At 42.2% G+C, this 15,833-nt stretch carries 19 protein-coding genes; 5 read left to right on the forward strand and 14 right to left on the reverse strand.

Annotated elements, in window-relative coordinates; translation table 11 throughout:
- The first annotated feature begins 7 nt into the window (after window positions 1-7).
- Complete coding sequence (locus LLY41_RS14440) at window positions 8-433, forward strand: DUF2621 domain-containing protein (protein WP_048008916.1); 426 nt, start codon at window positions 8-10, stop codon at window positions 431-433.
- Window positions 434-545: 112 nt separating this feature from the next.
- On the forward strand, window positions 546-1,040 hold the full coding sequence (locus LLY41_RS14445) for a DinB family protein (RefSeq protein WP_095242442.1): 495 nt from the start codon (window positions 546-548) through the stop codon (window positions 1,038-1,040).
- Window positions 1,041-1,089: 49 nt separating this feature from the next.
- Here LLY41_RS14445 and LLY41_RS14450 read toward each other — a convergent pair whose 3' ends face one another.
- The 3 genes from LLY41_RS14450 to LLY41_RS14460 all read right to left on the reverse strand — a co-directional run bounded on the left by LLY41_RS14450 (window position 1,090) and on the right by LLY41_RS14460 (window position 3,102).
- Window positions 1,090-1,578: a CcdC family protein gene (locus tag LLY41_RS14450; protein ID WP_095242441.1), complete on the reverse strand. Its 489-nt coding sequence runs from the start codon at window positions 1,576-1,578 to the stop codon at window positions 1,090-1,092.
- Between the two features lie 176 nt (window positions 1,579-1,754).
- A complete protein-coding gene (locus LLY41_RS14455) occupies window positions 1,755-2,114 on the reverse strand; it encodes a response regulator (RefSeq protein WP_095242440.1) in 360 nt (119 codons plus the stop codon).
- Between the two features lie 280 nt (window positions 2,115-2,394).
- Window positions 2,395-3,102, reverse strand: coding sequence for a cytochrome c biogenesis CcdA family protein (locus LLY41_RS14460; protein ID WP_095242439.1), 708 nt, complete (start codon window positions 3,100-3,102; stop codon window positions 2,395-2,397).
- Between the two features lie 316 nt (window positions 3,103-3,418).
- Here LLY41_RS14460 and LLY41_RS14465 point away from each other — a divergent pair, with 316 nt between their 5' ends.
- Window positions 3,419-3,589, forward strand: coding sequence for an aspartyl-phosphate phosphatase Spo0E family protein (locus LLY41_RS14465; RefSeq protein ID WP_048009069.1), 171 nt, complete (start codon window positions 3,419-3,421; stop codon window positions 3,587-3,589).
- Between the two features lie 43 nt (window positions 3,590-3,632).
- Here the strand turns inward: LLY41_RS14465 and LLY41_RS14470 are convergent, their stop codons facing one another.
- The 9 genes from LLY41_RS14470 to yneA form a co-directional block, all read right to left on the reverse strand.
- On the reverse strand, window positions 3,633-5,426 hold the full coding sequence (locus LLY41_RS14470) for an ABC transporter ATP-binding protein (RefSeq protein ID WP_095242460.1): 1,794 nt from the start codon (window positions 5,424-5,426) through the stop codon (window positions 3,633-3,635).
- A 4-nt stretch (window positions 5,427-5,430) separates the two neighbouring features.
- Complete coding sequence (locus LLY41_RS14475; RefSeq protein ID WP_095242438.1) at window positions 5,431-7,179, reverse strand: ABC transporter transmembrane domain-containing protein; 1,749 nt, start codon at window positions 7,177-7,179, stop codon at window positions 5,431-5,433.
- A 102-nt stretch (window positions 7,180-7,281) separates the two neighbouring features.
- Window positions 7,282-7,722 (reverse strand): DUF6376 family protein, encoded by a 441-nt coding sequence (locus LLY41_RS14480; RefSeq protein WP_286136681.1) that lies wholly within the window; start codon window positions 7,720-7,722, stop codon window positions 7,282-7,284.
- A gap of 135 nt (window positions 7,723-7,857) precedes the next feature.
- Window positions 7,858-8,073, reverse strand: coding sequence for a YneF family protein (locus LLY41_RS14485; RefSeq protein ID WP_009330559.1), 216 nt, complete (start codon window positions 8,071-8,073; stop codon window positions 7,858-7,860).
- 86 nt (window positions 8,074-8,159) lie between these two features.
- Complete coding sequence (gene sirA / locus LLY41_RS14490; RefSeq protein ID WP_048008923.1) at window positions 8,160-8,597, reverse strand: sporulation inhibitor of replication protein SirA; 438 nt, start codon at window positions 8,595-8,597, stop codon at window positions 8,160-8,162.
- Window positions 8,598-8,890: 293 nt separating this feature from the next.
- A complete protein-coding gene (gene tkt, locus LLY41_RS14495) occupies window positions 8,891-10,897 on the reverse strand; it encodes a transketolase (protein WP_095242437.1) in 2,007 nt (668 codons plus the stop codon).
- A gap of 223 nt (window positions 10,898-11,120) precedes the next feature.
- Window positions 11,121-11,354, reverse strand: a complete 234-nt coding sequence (locus tag LLY41_RS14500) for a DUF896 domain-containing protein (protein WP_035330672.1) — start codon at window positions 11,352-11,354, stop codon at window positions 11,121-11,123.
- Between the two features lie 143 nt (window positions 11,355-11,497).
- The gene (locus LLY41_RS14505; RefSeq protein ID WP_095242436.1) at window positions 11,498-12,145 is read right to left on the reverse strand and encodes a YneB family resolvase-like protein; all 648 of its coding nucleotides are present in this window, start codon (window positions 12,143-12,145) and stop codon (window positions 11,498-11,500) included.
- Between the two features lie 9 nt (window positions 12,146-12,154).
- The gene (gene yneA / locus LLY41_RS14510) at window positions 12,155-12,487 is read right to left on the reverse strand and encodes a cell division suppressor protein YneA (RefSeq protein WP_095242435.1); all 333 of its coding nucleotides are present in this window, start codon (window positions 12,485-12,487) and stop codon (window positions 12,155-12,157) included.
- A 157-nt stretch (window positions 12,488-12,644) separates the two neighbouring features.
- Here yneA and lexA point away from each other — a divergent pair, with 157 nt between their 5' ends.
- On the forward strand, window positions 12,645-13,268 hold the full coding sequence (gene lexA / locus LLY41_RS14515; RefSeq protein WP_048008928.1) for a transcriptional repressor LexA: 624 nt from the start codon (window positions 12,645-12,647) through the stop codon (window positions 13,266-13,268).
- Between the two features lie 280 nt (window positions 13,269-13,548).
- The gene (locus tag LLY41_RS14520) at window positions 13,549-13,833 is read left to right on the forward strand and encodes a DUF4257 domain-containing protein (RefSeq protein WP_304585720.1); all 285 of its coding nucleotides are present in this window, start codon (window positions 13,549-13,551) and stop codon (window positions 13,831-13,833) included.
- Between the two features lie 112 nt (window positions 13,834-13,945).
- Here LLY41_RS14520 and glnA read toward each other — a convergent pair whose 3' ends face one another.
- Together glnA and LLY41_RS14530 are read right to left on the reverse strand one after the other, a co-directional pair.
- The gene (gene glnA / locus LLY41_RS14525) at window positions 13,946-15,280 is read right to left on the reverse strand and encodes a type I glutamate--ammonia ligase (protein ID WP_048008929.1); all 1,335 of its coding nucleotides are present in this window, start codon (window positions 15,278-15,280) and stop codon (window positions 13,946-13,948) included.
- A gap of 99 nt (window positions 15,281-15,379) precedes the next feature.
- Complete coding sequence (locus tag LLY41_RS14530; protein WP_095242434.1) at window positions 15,380-15,787, reverse strand: MerR family transcriptional regulator; 408 nt, start codon at window positions 15,785-15,787, stop codon at window positions 15,380-15,382.
- Window positions 15,788-15,833 lie beyond the last annotated feature (46 nt).

A 15,833-nucleotide genomic window follows, 5' to 3' on the forward strand; every position in this document is an offset into this window, starting at 1 on the left:
AAGGAAAATGCTAGAAGGCTGGTTTATGTATTTTATATTGTTCTGGGTTGTCATTCTGATTTCGTTCTTTGCGATTGGCGGTTTTTTTATGTTCCGCAAGTTTTTAAAGCGCATGCCGAAAGAAGACGGCAAATCGGATTTGGATTGGGAAGAGCATTATGTCAATGAAACGCGGCATTTATGGCAGCAGAGGGAAAAAGATTTGCTGGAGGATCTCGTAAGTCCAGTTCCTGAACTATTCAGGGATGTTGCAAGAATGAAGATTGCCGGCAAAATTGGAGAACTTGCTGTAAATGAAAAGGCAGATCAAATTGATCAGGACCTTCTGATTCGAGGCTATATTCTAGCCACGCCGAAACGGGACCACAAATTTCTGCGCAAGAAGTTGACAGAAAAACAGATAAGTATCACGCCATATGAACATTTATTCTAAGCCATTTCGGAAGACCGAAATGGTTTTTTATTTTTTCCGACTTTAAGAAGGATACTCACCACCTATATTGAATAGAAATGGAGAGTAACTCTATCCATAAAGGAGTAATCCAATGACTACAAAAGAAGTCTTATTAAAACAGCTATCCGCCTGCCTCGACCAGCCCAATTGGTTTGTCCCGCTATCAGCTGCCATCGGAGGATTATCAGCAAAAGAAGCATCTTATAAGTCAGGAACCGGTAATTCCATCTGGCAGATTGTCACCCACCTTACCTTCTGGAATGACCGCTATCTAACCAGGTTCAAAGAATTGCCGCTCTCCCAAACCCATATCGCCAATGACGAAACTTTCAAGCTCAATGAATCCGTTACTGACGAGGATTGGCATTCTGCCATAAAAGCTCTTCAAAATGGCTTGACTGAGTGGATCAAAGCCCTTGAAGAAAGCAGTGAAGACAAGCTTCTCTCCTCCGCCTATAAGGAACCGATCGAATCCTGGTCGTCTGTCATTTCAAACTTAACCATCCACAATGCCTATCACATTGGCCAAATCGTAGAAATCCGGAAAATGTATGGACTATGGGACCCCAAAAATGGAGTCCATTAAATAACAATGCAAAAGCCGCCGAGCGCAATGCCAGGCGGCTTTCAATCTATTAAGTTGTTTTGGGATTTCCCGATCCGTTCAGCTCGTGATGAAGCCTCCGATAATTCATATACATGGCAATTCTCCACGGTACAATCATCGAAAATGCGAGAATCCAGAACATGCCGCTCAGCTGTCCATAGTCGATGGTTGAGCTAAGAGCTATTTTTCCAATGATGCGGGCTACAAGCAACCCTATTAATATAAAAGCAAATGCTTTGGAGCGCTTCAGATAAATTTCGCTGTCCCTGATTTCAAAGGAGGATGTTTTAATTAAAAGGATGGAAAACAGCATTCCAACTGTGGCTGCTTCCAGGATCTCCAATGGAGTAACACGAAAATAAGGAACGGTAAACATAAGAGCACCTGTGCTCATAAAAATCGGCGGCAAGATGATTTTCTTTGCCGAAGCCGGCTTTTTTGCAGCCTTCATGCGGATGAACATAGCGAAGATTGCCATAAATACGGCACCGATTGATGAAATTAATACAAAGTCCATTCGATTTCATCCTCTATTTCATTTGATTACTAACCATATTATATCTTATGATTACTACCATATTATATCTTACTAGGCTTGATTAAGGTACTCAGAAGGATAAAAGTTCATCAAAAAAAGCCACTCCAGCTGATACCCGGACAAATCCTTATGTCCAGGGTACCCCGAGTCAGCTCTTAACTTAATACCCGATTTACCGCTTCTAATACACGGCCTTCATCAAATGGTTTTATTATAAAATCCTTCGCGCCGGCTTCAATGGATTCAACCACTACCTTCTGCTGGCCCATGGCTGAACACATGATAACTTTTGCATTAGGGTTGTCCCTCTTAATTTCCCGGACTGCCTCAAGCCCGCTCATTTCTGGCATCGTAATATCCATCATCACCAGATCCGGCTTCAGATTTGCGAATAGGTCCACGGCTTCCTTTCCGTTTTCCCCTTCTCCCACAATTTCATGGTCGGCTTTTTTCAGAATGCTGCTCAGCGTAACCCTCATAAACTTCGCATCATCAACTATTAAAATTCTCGCCACCGCTGTTTCCCCCTTGTAGTGCATTGGAAGTTATATCTCTATTATACTACATATATAGTAAAAAATACCCATAATAACATTTATTTAAACCTCTCGCAGAAAAAAATCATTCCTTTAGAGAGATACATTAATCCACTCCGTAAGAACACATATTTCAATATATCGAACTATCTGATATATTTCAATTGAAAGATTATGACAAATTTCGACCAGCTGTCATAGCCCTTTTTCCTTATAACAAAAAAAGAGGCACATTCCCAACTTGAATGTGCCCTTGCTTTTAGAAACCAGTAAATCCGCCAAATAACGGTGAAAGGAAGATAATGATTTTTGTCATCCAGTCAAAGAATAATACTACACCCATAATCATCATCAACACACCGCCGATTTTCATAATCTTGGCGCTGTTTCGCCTGATCCATTGCATTTTCCCGATGAAGAAGGAAAGAACAAAGAATGGAATAGCAAAGCCAAGAATATAGGCAATCATGTAAACCATTGCAGAATTCGGATTTGAGACAGCTAATGACCAAACCGCCCCTAAAATTGGACCTGTACATGGGGTCCAGCCTGCTGCGAATGCCATTCCGATCAGAACAGATCCCAGAAGGCCTGATGGACGATTCTTAAATTCAAACCGCCTTTCTTTCATAAGAAATTCAGGCTTAATAATGCCTACAATTAATAATCCAAAGATAAATACAAAGATGGCGCCAATTTGCCTGATTAAATCCTGGTATTGCTGAAAGAATTGACCAAGCATGGTTGTTCCAAACCCAATTGCGATAAAAATGGCCGAAAATCCGATCAGGAAGAATAGTGTATGAAGCATGCTCCTTCTCTGCATCATCGCATTTTCTTCTTTAATTTCCCCTACAGACATTCCGGTGATATACGATAAAAAGGCCGGATATAATGGCAGGCAACAAGGTGAAACAAAGCTTAAAAACCCTGCACCTAATGCAATAAATACATTCAAATCTGTCATAGTCACAACTCCTGATACTCATTCATTCCAATTTCATTCTAACAAATCCCATCTAGAAAAGATAATGGATAGTATGTGAACGTTTTGTGTCACAAGCTGCTACTAAAATTCATATTTACTTTCAACCTGGAACATGTAATTTTAATGTAAATGTTACTAAAGTTTAAAACAAGTTTCTTTTGAATTTATTACCATAATTCGATATACTAGTATAGATCTTAACAAATTCTGTTAGTATCTTTCAGCTTTTGACATGGATTCAAATTGGCAAAGTAAAGCCTACATATAAGAAATGATCAGAGAGGAATTATTGGCCATGTGTAAACAGGAACTGCTTACATTAATCGAACAAAAAAGAACAGAGTTAATTCAAGTGGCCATGAAAAGCGGCTTAAGCTCTGCCGCAGCAATCCGATACAGCCAGGAATTGGATGCCCTATTAAATGAATATAACCGAAGCTTCATTAAAAAAGTGCAGACACATTAAAAAACAGCCATGCAGTACCTGCAGGCTGTTTTTTGTTACTCCATTAACCTGCTGCATCCTCCACTTTTTCAGCAGATCCATTCTGCAGCAGGTACATTTTATGATACAATCCCCGCTTCGCAAGCAATTCCTGATGCGTTCCTTTTTCTACTATTTCCCCTTGATGAAGAACGAGAATCAATTCGGCATCCTGTATGGTAGACAAGCGATGAGCAATCGCAATCGTCGTGCGGCCCTTTCTCATTTCTTTCAGTGCTGTCTGAATGGCTTCTTCTGTTTCAGTATCAATATTAGCTGTTGCTTCATCCAGTACAAGAATTTTCGGATTGGCAGCAATCGTTCTTGCAAAAGCAATAAGCTGTCTTTGCCCGCTTGAAAAAGTCGATCCCCTCTCCACTACCGGATGGTCATAACCGCCTTCCAACCTTTCTATAAAAGGATGAGCCTGAACAAACTGAGCTGCAGCTTCAATCTCAGCATCTGTCATACTTTCATTATGCAGCATGATGTTATCCTTGATCGTCCCGTAAAAAAGGAAAGGATCCTGAAGGACGAGACCCATTTTTGTACGCAATTCTTCTGCTGGGTATGACTTAATGCTTCTTCCGTCAATTAGTATATCACCGCGTTCATATTCATAGAATCGCATCATTAAATTAATGATAGAGCTTTTGCCGCTGCCGGTATGGCCTACGAGGGCAACGGTTTCACCCGGTTTGGCAGAAAATGAGATGTTTTTTAAAACATCCCGTTCGCCGTCATAGGAGAAGCAGATGTTCCTGAACTCAATCTCTCCCTCCTTGATTTCAGCAGAATTGCAGGCCTCCTGTGCTGGGGCAGCCTCCTTTTCGTCCAGCAGCGCAAACGCTCTTGAAGAGGCAATGATGGCCTGCTGATACATGGAAAGCCTCATCATAATCTGATTCACAGGCTCAAAAAAGCGGTCCAGATAGCTTACAAAGGCATACAGCACACCGATTTCAATGGGACTGTTAAAAGAAGAAATCCCAAAGAAGCTCAATACAATAATAAGTGCCAGAACATACACGAGGTCAATGGCCGGTCTTAACAGCAGACCATCCATTTTGATATTGCGCATCCCTGCCTTATAATGCTGCTCATTAATATCGCCAAATTCCTTTCGCAGCCTTCTATCCTGTCTGAATACCTGGATGATCGACATTCCCTGCAGTGATTCACTCAGTTTTGCATTCAGCTCACTCAGCCTTTCCCTTAGGTCCATATAGAAAACAGAGCTGTATTTGCGGTAAGTCCGGATAATCATAAAAAGAATCGGGAGAATTACCAGACAAAACAGGGCAAGCTTCACATTCAGGATAAACATCGCCACAAAGATCCCTGTCAGAAGGAAGGCTCCCTGAATGAAGGTAACCAGGACACTGACAAACATATCTTTAATCGCCTCTGTATCATTGGTAACCCGGGAAACAATACTTCCCGCCGGCGTTTTATCAAAGTACTTTAAACCCAGTGACTGTACCTTTGAAAAGACATCCACACGCAGCTGCTGAATGATTTTCAGCGCGATTTCCTGAAATTTGAGCAGCTGAAAATAGGATACCAGCACATTCATGATCTGAATGCCCAGATAGGCTGCACCCAGGGCAAATAACGGCTCAAAAACCAGATTTCCAGGTGTTAAATAATCATCGATAAAAATCTTAACAAGAATCGGACCCAGGATGTCTCCAATCGTTGTTAACAGAAGCAGACTGAAGGCAAGTGTGATTGTTTTTTTATGCGGTTTTGTATAGGAAAGCAGCCGGAAAAGGACCTTTCGCTGCTCTTTTTCCTTCATAATCGGTGTCTTTTCCATTGATTTATCCCCCATGCTCTACAAGCTCCTCCAGCTGCTGCCGCAGATACATATTTTTATACCAGCCGTCTTCAGCCATTAGTTCAGCATGAGTTCCCCTCTGAACGATCCTTCCTTCATCCAGCACTAATATTAGATTCGCATGCTGAATGGCACTCAGCCGGTGAGCAGTAATAATCGTTGTCTTGCCAGACCGCTCGGACCGCAATGAAGAAAGAATTGCTTCCTCAGTTTTCGCATCAACAGCAGAAAGGGAGTCATCCAAAATCAATACTTCCGGATTCATCATAAGTGCTCGTGCAATGGAAATACGCTGCTTCTGCCCACCGGAAAGCGAGACCCCTCTTTCACCCACAACGGTTTTATAGCCATCTGTGAATTCGAGAATATCTTCATGGATATTGGCCAGTTTTGCTGCCGCATAAATATCTTCAAAGTCTGCATCCGGCCTTGTGAAAGCGATATTTTCAGCAACGGTGGCCGAGAACAGGAAGTGCTCCTGCGGGACATAGCCAATCGCTTCCCTCAGTTTTTCGATTTTATAGCGATTTATTGGATGTCCGGCAAAAAGAATTTCACCTTTATAGCCTTCAAACTCACGGATCAATAGCTTCAGCAATGTCGTTTTGCCAGCACCCGTTTTACCTGCTACGCCGAGAGTCTCTCCTCTTTCCAGTCTAAAATGAATTTCTTTAAGCAGCGCTTCATGTTCACCCGGATAGGCGAACTTCTCAATCCTGTACTCAATATCACCACTTGGAACTTCATTGATTCCAGCCTCATCATTCTTAATATCGATTTCTTCTGCAAGAAGAGCAGAGACTCGATCATAGGAGGCGCGGCCTCTCTCGACAATATTGAACAGCCAGCCAAATGCCAGCATCGGCCAAATCAGGAGACCAAGATAGGTAGTAAATGAAACCAGCTGCCCGATTGTCATCTCTCCTGCAATAACATATCTTGATCCAAATGCAATTGACAGGAAGAAAGAAATCCCTACAATAATACTGATCGTCGGATCAAACAAAGAATCAACCCGTGCAACAGAAATGTTTTTTTGCACTACATCTTCAGACTGCCTGCGGAAATCTTCAATATCTTCTTTTTCCTGGCCGAATGTTTTAATGACTTTAATTCCTGAAACACTTTCCTGAGTTTTGTCATTCAGTGAAGAAAAAGCCTCCTGTGCTTTGTGGAACCGTTTATGAAGAAGTGTTCCATACCAGCTTGTGAGAAGTGCCATGAAGGGCATCGGAATCAAACAGATCAGCGTCAGCTTCCAGCTGATTGTTGCTGCCATGGCGATGATTACGAAACCGCCTGTCGCCAGTGAATCTACAAAGGTAAGGACACCAGCTCCTGCCGTCTGCTGAATGGCCTGCAGATCATTGGTTGCATGAGCCATTAAATCTCCCACCCGCTTTTTCTGGTAGAAGGACTGTGACATATTCGTAAAATGCTGATAAAGTCTGTTGCGCAGGAGTTTGGACAGCTTTACGGCTGAACCGAAAATCATAATCCGCCAGTAATAGCGGAGCACATACATCATGAGGGCAACAGCAGCAAGAAGTCCAACCCACATTAATAATGCTTTTGCAGTCAGCTCGCCATTTTTAATCGAATCGACCACAATGCCGACAACCTTTGGCGGGACCAGCTGAAGCAGAGCCACGAATAACAGCAGAATTATCCCGTTTACATAAGCCTTTTTCTCCTGTTTAAAAAACCACAACAAATCCCAAAAAACCTTCATACCCCATCCTCCGAAATCCATAATAGCTTAAATAGTTTATCAAATATTGAGAAAATAAGGAAGATTTTTTCCCCTAACAAAAAAAGCACCTAAATGGATGCTTCATTGCCCTAATGCTTCTATGCGGTTTATCAGGCTTGTTGCCTCCTTAATGGTAGTGAACAGCTCTGATTTCTCCAGCTGATCGAGTGCAAGGCTGCCGTCCTCCAATACTTTATTGATCTCAGCCAGAATCGCTTCATTCTGGGTCACCAGCTCCTGATGAACATCTTCTGCAAGTGTCGGGATATCCTGAAGGGCGATAAATTCCTCAACTTCCTGCTTAAGTGTCATCAATCTGTCTTCGAGTTCCTGCTTTAATGCCGGGTCCGCTGACGCCTCCTGAATCAGTTGCGGCGCCTCTTCGGCAAAGTCGCTTAATGTATTGATATGCTCAGTCGCTTCATTAACATAGCCAATGGAGTTATTCACTTCTCCCAAGACCGAACAGCCGCTTAATATCATGGAAACGGTAAGGAGCCCTAATAGAATTAATTTTTTCATTTTACTCGTTCCTTTCACGATTTGTCATAGTATATATACGGTCTGTTTCATAGAAGGTTGCATTTTGGATATAAAAAAACCACCTTTCTGTTATTGTAACAGAAAAGTGGTTTACGATGGGATGCTTGTCCCTGATTACTTGCCAGTCTGCTTGTTCATGGCATTCATCATTTGGTTGATCTTCTTTTGAGATGGCTTCATGCCCATTTGCATCATCATCATTTTAAGCATTTGTTCATTAATTGGCGGATTTTTCTCAAGGTAGCTCATCATATATTTTCGAGCAATGAAAAATCCTAGTGCTACACCGGCAAGAAGCGCCAGTACACCAACTAGAATGTACATACCCATACTAACTTCCTCCTTCATGTTGTCTATCATACAGTGTACTAGACCAAAGGTTATTATACAATATTTGCTTCAGTTTTTCTCTTATTTTAGACGAACTTTCTCTCTTTTATCGGTTTTAGCCACCCATAGCGCTTATGCTGGAGGTCAACAGCCAGAAAGGAAGACTCGCTTTTTCGCAGCACTTCGAAAAAAACTGTCTCTGCCTCATAGCTGCCGGCCGCTTCTAAAACCAGACTCCGTTCAAAAACTTCAAGCTTCGCCCTGCTTCTTTTACTCATCTCTATATAGTATGCACTTTTTTCTATGATAAAGTCTTTTTTTCTCTGAAGCTGCTGGTGGATATATTGATGCACTTTTAAACCCGGGATCGGCTTAGTCACAAAATCAATTTGCTTCGATAGAATAGCCTTCATTTCACCTGACGAACGCTCATACTCTTCAAACAGCTGAAAAAACATCCGCTCTCTGCCAAAATAATGGGACGCAAATTCATCTTCTATTAAATACAATTGATAAGCTCTCATCTGGCCCCTCCTTCCGGGACAATCCATTTCTTTCAATTATAAGTAAACAAATTTAAGGAATGTGTCTGAAGCTGTTAAAAACTTTCACTAATTTTGTCGAAAGCGAAGAATTCATTTGATTATGAGGATTCTTGGTGGAAGAAAATATGCAGTTTCACTATTTTACAAATATTCACTATTGCATATTCCCCGATTTGATTGCTTGTAACCTTGTTTTTTGATGATGGGCTGGCTATTTACCGCTTTGTGCGCAAAAAAGGAAGAGCCTCTCAGCTCTCCCTTCCCGGTTAATATTAACCCTGCAGCAACGCTTTTACACGTGCTACAACGTTGTCTACTGTGAATCCGTATTCTTCCATGATTTTTTCACCTGGTGCTGATGCGCCGAAGGTATCAATGGCAAGAACATCGCCTTCGTCTCCTGCATAGCGGTGCCAGCCAAGTGAAGATCCCATTTCAATAGCAAGACGTTTTTTGACTGTCTTAGGAATTACGCTTTCTTTGTACTCTTTTGATTGAGCTTCAAAGCGGTCCCAGGCAGGCATGCTTATTACAGATGCATGGATGCCTTCACCTTCAAGCGCTTTTTGAGCTTCAACTGCGAGGCTGACTTCTGATCCTGCAGCAAGCAATAATACATCTGCATTGCTGTTAGAAGCTGGAGATACAACATATCCGCCTTTTTGTACGCCTTCGTATGCCGCTGAATCCGTTCCTTTTAATGTAGGAAGGTTCTGACGTGTCAATACTAATGCAGTTGGCTTGTTTGTTGATTCAATTGCTGTTTTCCAGGCAGCTGCTGTTTCATTTCCGTCAGCGGGGCGGACAACAGACAGGTTTGGCATTGCACGCAATGCAGCAAGCTGTTCTACAGGCTCATGCGTTGGGCCGTCTTCACCGACAGCAATACTGTCATGTGTGAATACATACGTTACAGGCAGGTTCATAAGAGCAGCCAGACGGATTGCCGGGCGAAGGTAATCCGAGAACACGAAGAATGTTCCGCCGAATACTTTTAGTCCGCCGTGAAGCGCCATTCCATTCAAAGCAGCACCCATTGCAAATTCACGTACACCGAACCAGATGTTGCGGCCATCAAATGATTCAGCCGTAAAGTCACCAGTACCTTTTATCATTGTTTTGTTGGAGCCTGCAAGGTCTGCGGATCCGCCAAAGAATGAAGGCAGGTTCTGAGCGATAGCATTTAGCACTTCTCCGGAAGAAGCACGGCTTGCAAGGCTCTTTCCTTCTTCATAAACAGGGATGTCTTTATCCCAGCCATCTGAAAGCTCGCCATTGATCGCCTGGTCCAGCTGTTTTCCTAACTCAGGATATGCTTCTTTATACTGTCCAAAAAGGGCTTCCCATTCCTGCTGCTTCTTAGAGCCGCTTTCCACAACCTGCTGCTTGAAGTGTTCATATACTTCCTGTGGAACATGGAAGTCTTCTTCGAATGTCCATTTATAAGCTTCTTTTGTTAATTTCAATTCATCAGCACCAAGAGGAGCGCCGTGAACATCAGATTTGCCTGATTTGTTTGGAGAACCATAGCCGATGACTGTTTTCACTTCAATCATTGTCGGGCGGCTTTCATCCTGTTTCGCTTCTTCAATTGCTTTTGCGATTTCGTGAAGATCATTGCCGTCTTCTACACGGATGTACTGCCAGCCGTATGACTTGAAGCGCTGTGCAACACTTTCAGAGAAAGATCTATCAAGGTCTCCATCGAGTGAGATATCATTTGAATCATAAAGAACAACCAATCTGCCCAGCTTCAAGTGGCCGGCAAGGGAAGCAGCTTCAGCCGAAACGCCTTCCATAAGGTCTCCGTCACCGCAGATGCTGTATGTATAATGATCAACAACATTGAAGTTGTCTTTATTGTATGTTGCAGCCAGGTGGCGTTCAGCCATAGCCATACCGACAGCCATAGCAATTCCTTGTCCTAATGGGCCTGTTGTTGCGTCAACACCAGGTGTATGGCCGAATTCAGGGTGACCGGGCGTCTTGCTTCCCCACTGTCTGAACTCTTTAATGTCATTCATGGAAACATCATAGCCGGAAAGATGAAGAAGGCTGTATAAAAGCATAGAGCCATGTCCGGCAGAAAGAACAAAACGGTCACGGTTGAACCATTCTGGATTTTTCGGATTGTGGTTCATGAAGCGTGTCCAAAGTGTATAAGCCATTGGAGCAGCTCCCATTGGCATGCCCGGATGGCCGGAGTTCGCCTTTTCAATGGCGTCAATTGATAAAGTACGAATGGAACTGATGGATAGTTCATCTGTGTGATTAAACATTCATTACATCCTTTCGAGTAGTAATTCTTCACTCTTTTAATATTATCGGGTGTCCCTTTTTTCACAACCAATAGGGTCAGGTAAAGGACAAAAAAAGCCGGTTTGTTACTATATTGACACAAAAAGACCCGGCATATGTAAAAAAAGCGGAGATAGATCAGTAATGCCATCTCCTCTATTAAAAGAAGGAATACAGCACAGTGTATCCCTTGCAATTATATTATTAGTGAAGGCGGTTTTTATTTTGGAAATCTTTCAGCTTTTTTGGAGTTACATCGTTCCCTTTCGGGTCAACGATTGTAACGCCTTTCAGCGTGTTTAACATACCAGAGCGGAAAGTCTCCAAATACTCTTTGCGCAAAGATGTCTGTTCTTTCGCTTCTGCTTCTGTTAGTCCGGATTCCTTGGCCTTCTTTGCCAGTTCATTAATTCGGGCAAGTTTTTGTTTAGGCAGCATTTATTAAAACTCCTTTATATCAAAAGTTTACCTTTGAATAATCTGATGGAAGTTTTTATTATACAGCAGCTTCAGATATGGAACAATACTGAAACTCAAATGCCATCATACTAAAAATGAGCACTTTTGACAAGGAAAGTGCTCTACTCAGCAAGTGAATCAATATGTTCTTTATACCTTCTATGGACAGTTGCTTTGGAAATATTATAGCCAAAACCTCTAAGCGTAGCTGCAATTTCAGCAAACGTTAACTCGTTTTTCCTCAACCGGACAATTTCCTCTATCGGCACCTCTATTCTTTCCCTGCCGCCATTTACTCCCTGATTACTTAGGTTTTTCTCGGGCCTGTATCCTTTATCAACAGCCCGTTGCATGCCGCGTTTGATTTTGATGTTATGCAGCTTTCTCTGATACTCCTCTACCATCCCTACGATACTGAGGACCATCGAATCTGATTCCGAAAGCTCCAGCTTTCCGTTATTCGAGATGCTATATAACTGGACTTCTTCTTTAAATATGCAATGGAGAATCGCAATCTTGGCATTTCCCCTCCCCAGCCTTGTTTCATCCTGGATTAGAACAACTTTAATATCCTTTTTTTTAATTAAGTCTAAAAGGACCAATATACCGTCTCTTTCGAGATCGTATCCGCTGGCCTGTTCACGGATGACCTTGACTACATCAAAGTCATGCGTTTTTGCCAGGTTCAAAAGCTCTTCTTCCTGTCTTGAAAGGGATGTTTCCTGAGTATCCTTTGTTGTACTAACTCTGCAGTAAATTATTGCTTTCATAACTTCTCCTTATTCGTTAAGGTCTGAACTGGCAAGCTCTTTATATGGCTGGTCATCCAGGGCTTTTACTGGAATAACAATTTCATCACCCGGAAAAATCCTACCTGCCGCTATCCCATTATTTCGTTCTACCCAATTTATAAATTGATCTTTTGTAAGAGAATGCTCAGAAGAAAAATTTTCAGCAATCTCCCATAAAGAATCACCTTCTGCAACAGTGACTTTCACAAACTTTTCCGTATCAGGCGTTTCTATTTGCATGAGCATTATAAATGATGCTGCCACACTTAAAGCGAAGAGAATAATAGCATAAGAATATGATTTCCACAATTTGTTCAGCATGATATACCACCTCTAAAAGAATGTATGTTCGTATTTGATGTTTTCATTATAGACCGAACACTTGTTTTGTGTCAACAAATATTCGAACTTATGTTTGTATCAAATGGTAATTGATGCTATAATTGAGACAATAAAAACACATACGAGGTGCGTAAAGATGGTGAAATTATCAAAAAGGCAGCAAGATATATTGGAGTTTATAAAAGAAGAAGTTAAATTAAGAGGATATCCTCCTTCTGTAAGGGAAATTGGGGAAGCAGTCGGTCTGGCTTCAAGCTCGACCGTTCACGGCCATCTCGCAAGGCTTGAAAGCAAAGGACTGATTCGCAGGGACCCTACAAAACCGCGTGCTATTGAAATTTTAGATTTGGACGAGGCTTCTAACATTCCCAAGGTCAGTGCAGTTAATGTTCCAATCGTAGGTAAAGTAACTGCAGGACAGCCGATAACGGCAATTGAAAATGTTGAGGAATACTTCCCGCTTCCGGAAAGAATGGCTCCTGCTGACGAGCATGTTTTCATGCTTGAAATCATGGGCGAAAGTATGATTGAAGCCGGAATCCTTGATGGAGATTATGTAATTGTCAAACAGCAGAGCACTGCCAATAATGGGGATATCGTGGTGGCTATGACAGAGGAAGATGAAGCAACGGTCAAAAGATTCTTTAAAGAAAAAGATTTTATCCGTCTGCAGCCCGAAAACTCGACAATGGAACCAATTATCCTCCGCAATGTTTCTATTCTTGGCAAGGTTATAGGCGTATACCGTCATATGCATTAATAGATTCAAAAGCAGGCATCGCTGCCTGCTTTTTGTTTTTTCCAATATTAAGAAGGTAATCAGTTCCTATTACCTGGTACTATCAGTTAAATCCTACGAAAGTAACTGATACTTTTCTTTTAGCATAAGGTTACAGTCATGTATGACTATTTTATTGTTCAGAAAATTCGGTATTTTTATGCATGGTATTTTATATTCATTTTCAATATAATGGTAATACACCGAGAATCAACCTAAGGTCGCTTGTCCAAAATCTCGACTTTAGGAGTGTGAAGTAAAAATGTTTTTGAACATTACCTTCGCTTTGTTGATTGGTGGGCTGGTTGGTGTCGTTGGACATATTCGGAAAGAAGGCAAAATGGTTAAACCCAGAAGGACAAAAAAGTTCATCTATCTGGGGGTCTTTGAAGAGGTAATCATGGGGGCTTTAGCGGCTGTTTTTTTGGTCGTATCTTCAGATCCTGACTCTGCCTTAAAGGCAGTTCTACTGGCGGTGATTGCAGGATTTGGAGGAGATGCACTACTGACATGTCTCGATTTCTTAAAAATAAGACACAAAGAATAGAGAGATGCAGAGAGATAGAAATTAGTTAAAACCTCGTTCAATTGAAACGGGGTTTTTGCATTTTTCATAAAAAAAACCCCTGACTTTATCAGCCAGGGGTTGTCATATTTTCTTAGTACATGCTCAGGTACTGCTCGCGCTCCCATGGATGCACTTGCGTACGGAACATATCCCACTCGATTTCTTTCGCTTCAATGAAATGTTCGAAAATGTGATCGCCGAGAGCAGAAACAATTACCTCATCTCTCTTTAGCTCTTCAAGGGCTGCTGCCAATGTAGGAGGCAGATCCTTGATTCCTTCTTCCTCACGCTCTTCTTTTGTCATTACATAGATATTGCGGTCCACTGGTGCAGGAGGAGTCATTTTATTTTTGATTCCGTCCAGGCCAGCTTTTAATAATACAGCCATCGCAAGGTATGGGTTCGCAGCAGGGTCAACGCTCCGCACCTCAACACGTGTACTTACTCCGCGGGAAGCAGGGATACGGATAAGAGGTGAACGGTTTTGAGCAGACCAGGCAACATAGCAAGGTGCTTCATAGCCTGGTACCAGACGCTTGTATGAGTTAACGATAGGGTTTGTCACTGCTGTAAATGCAGTTGCATGATTCACGATACCAGCAATAAAGTGGCGGGCGTCATCACTTAGCTGAAGATCGCCGGTTTCATTGAAGAATGCATTTTTGCCATCCTTGAATAGTGAAACGTTGCAGTGCATTCCGGATCCGCTGACACCGAATAATGGCTTCGGCATGAATGTTGCATGCAAGCCGTGCTTTCGGGCAATGGTTTTAACAACAAGCTTAAATGTCTGGATTTGGTCACAAGCTGTTAGAGCATCCGCATATTTGAAGTCGATTTCGTGCTGGCCAGGTGCCACCTCATGGTGGGAAGCTTCAATTTCAAAGCCCATTTCTTCGAGCTCCAGCACGATATCACGGCGGCAGTTTTCGCCAAGATCAGTCGGAGCAAGGTCGAAGTATCCGCCATTGTCGTTCAGTTCCAGAGTCGGCTCCCCTGCATGGTCAAGCTTGAAAAGAAAGAATTCCGGTTCAGGCCCTAAGTTAAAATCAGTGTATCCAAGGTCTTCCATTTCTTTTAGAATGCGTTTCAGGTTGCTGCGCGGATCGCCAAGAAATGGAGTTCCATCCGGATTGTAGATATCACAAATCAAACGTGCCACTTTGCCTTTTTCCGCAGTCCAAGGAAACACTACCCAAGTATCAAGGTCTGGATACAGATTCATGTCTGACTCTTCAATGCGCACGAAACCTTCGATTGAAGATCCATCAAACATCATTTTGTTATCAAGCGCTTTTTCAAGCTGGCTGATCGGAATTTCCACATTCTTGATTGTTCCAAGAATATCCGTAAACTGTAAACGGACAAATTTCACATTTTCCTCTTCTGCAATACGTTTAATATCTTCTTTGGTAAACTTCGCCATTGGTATTTCCTCCCTTAAATTTACATAGTGATTTATTTTTTGCTCTGTTAATGTGCGCCTGGAAATCCAAGACATTATCAACGAGCTAAAAAGGCTTTCTTAATGGAAAAAGCGTTGGATGCTGCCCTGCCGGGATGAAGAGCGATTAAAACGGCCAGCCTGCACAATTTCCTTGCGCAGAAGCTTCCGGATTTCTTCATCCGATAAATCGCGTCTCGCTTTTTCAGCTTGTTTATTCATTGTTTCAGTTAGTGCTTGCTGTTCTTTAACAAAAAATAGCTGCTTGATCCCCGCCATATTAATGCCTTGATCAATTAAATCTTTAATTTCGAGAAGGACATCGATGTCGTTTAAGGAAAAAAGCCTTCTATTTCCGTCAGTTCTAGCTGGAGAAATTAATTGGTGCTCTTCATAGTAGCGAATCTGCCTGGCGGTCAGGTCAGTCAGCTGCATAACAGTACCAATTGGGAAAAGCGGCATGGAACGGCGAATTTCGCTTCCAGTCAACTATTTCTCCCCTTTTCATTTACTTCTTGAGAATATTATATGTAAT

This window comes from Cytobacillus firmus, assembly GCF_023612095.1.
Lineage (GTDB): Bacteria > Bacillota > Bacilli > Bacillales > Cytobacillaceae > Cytobacillus.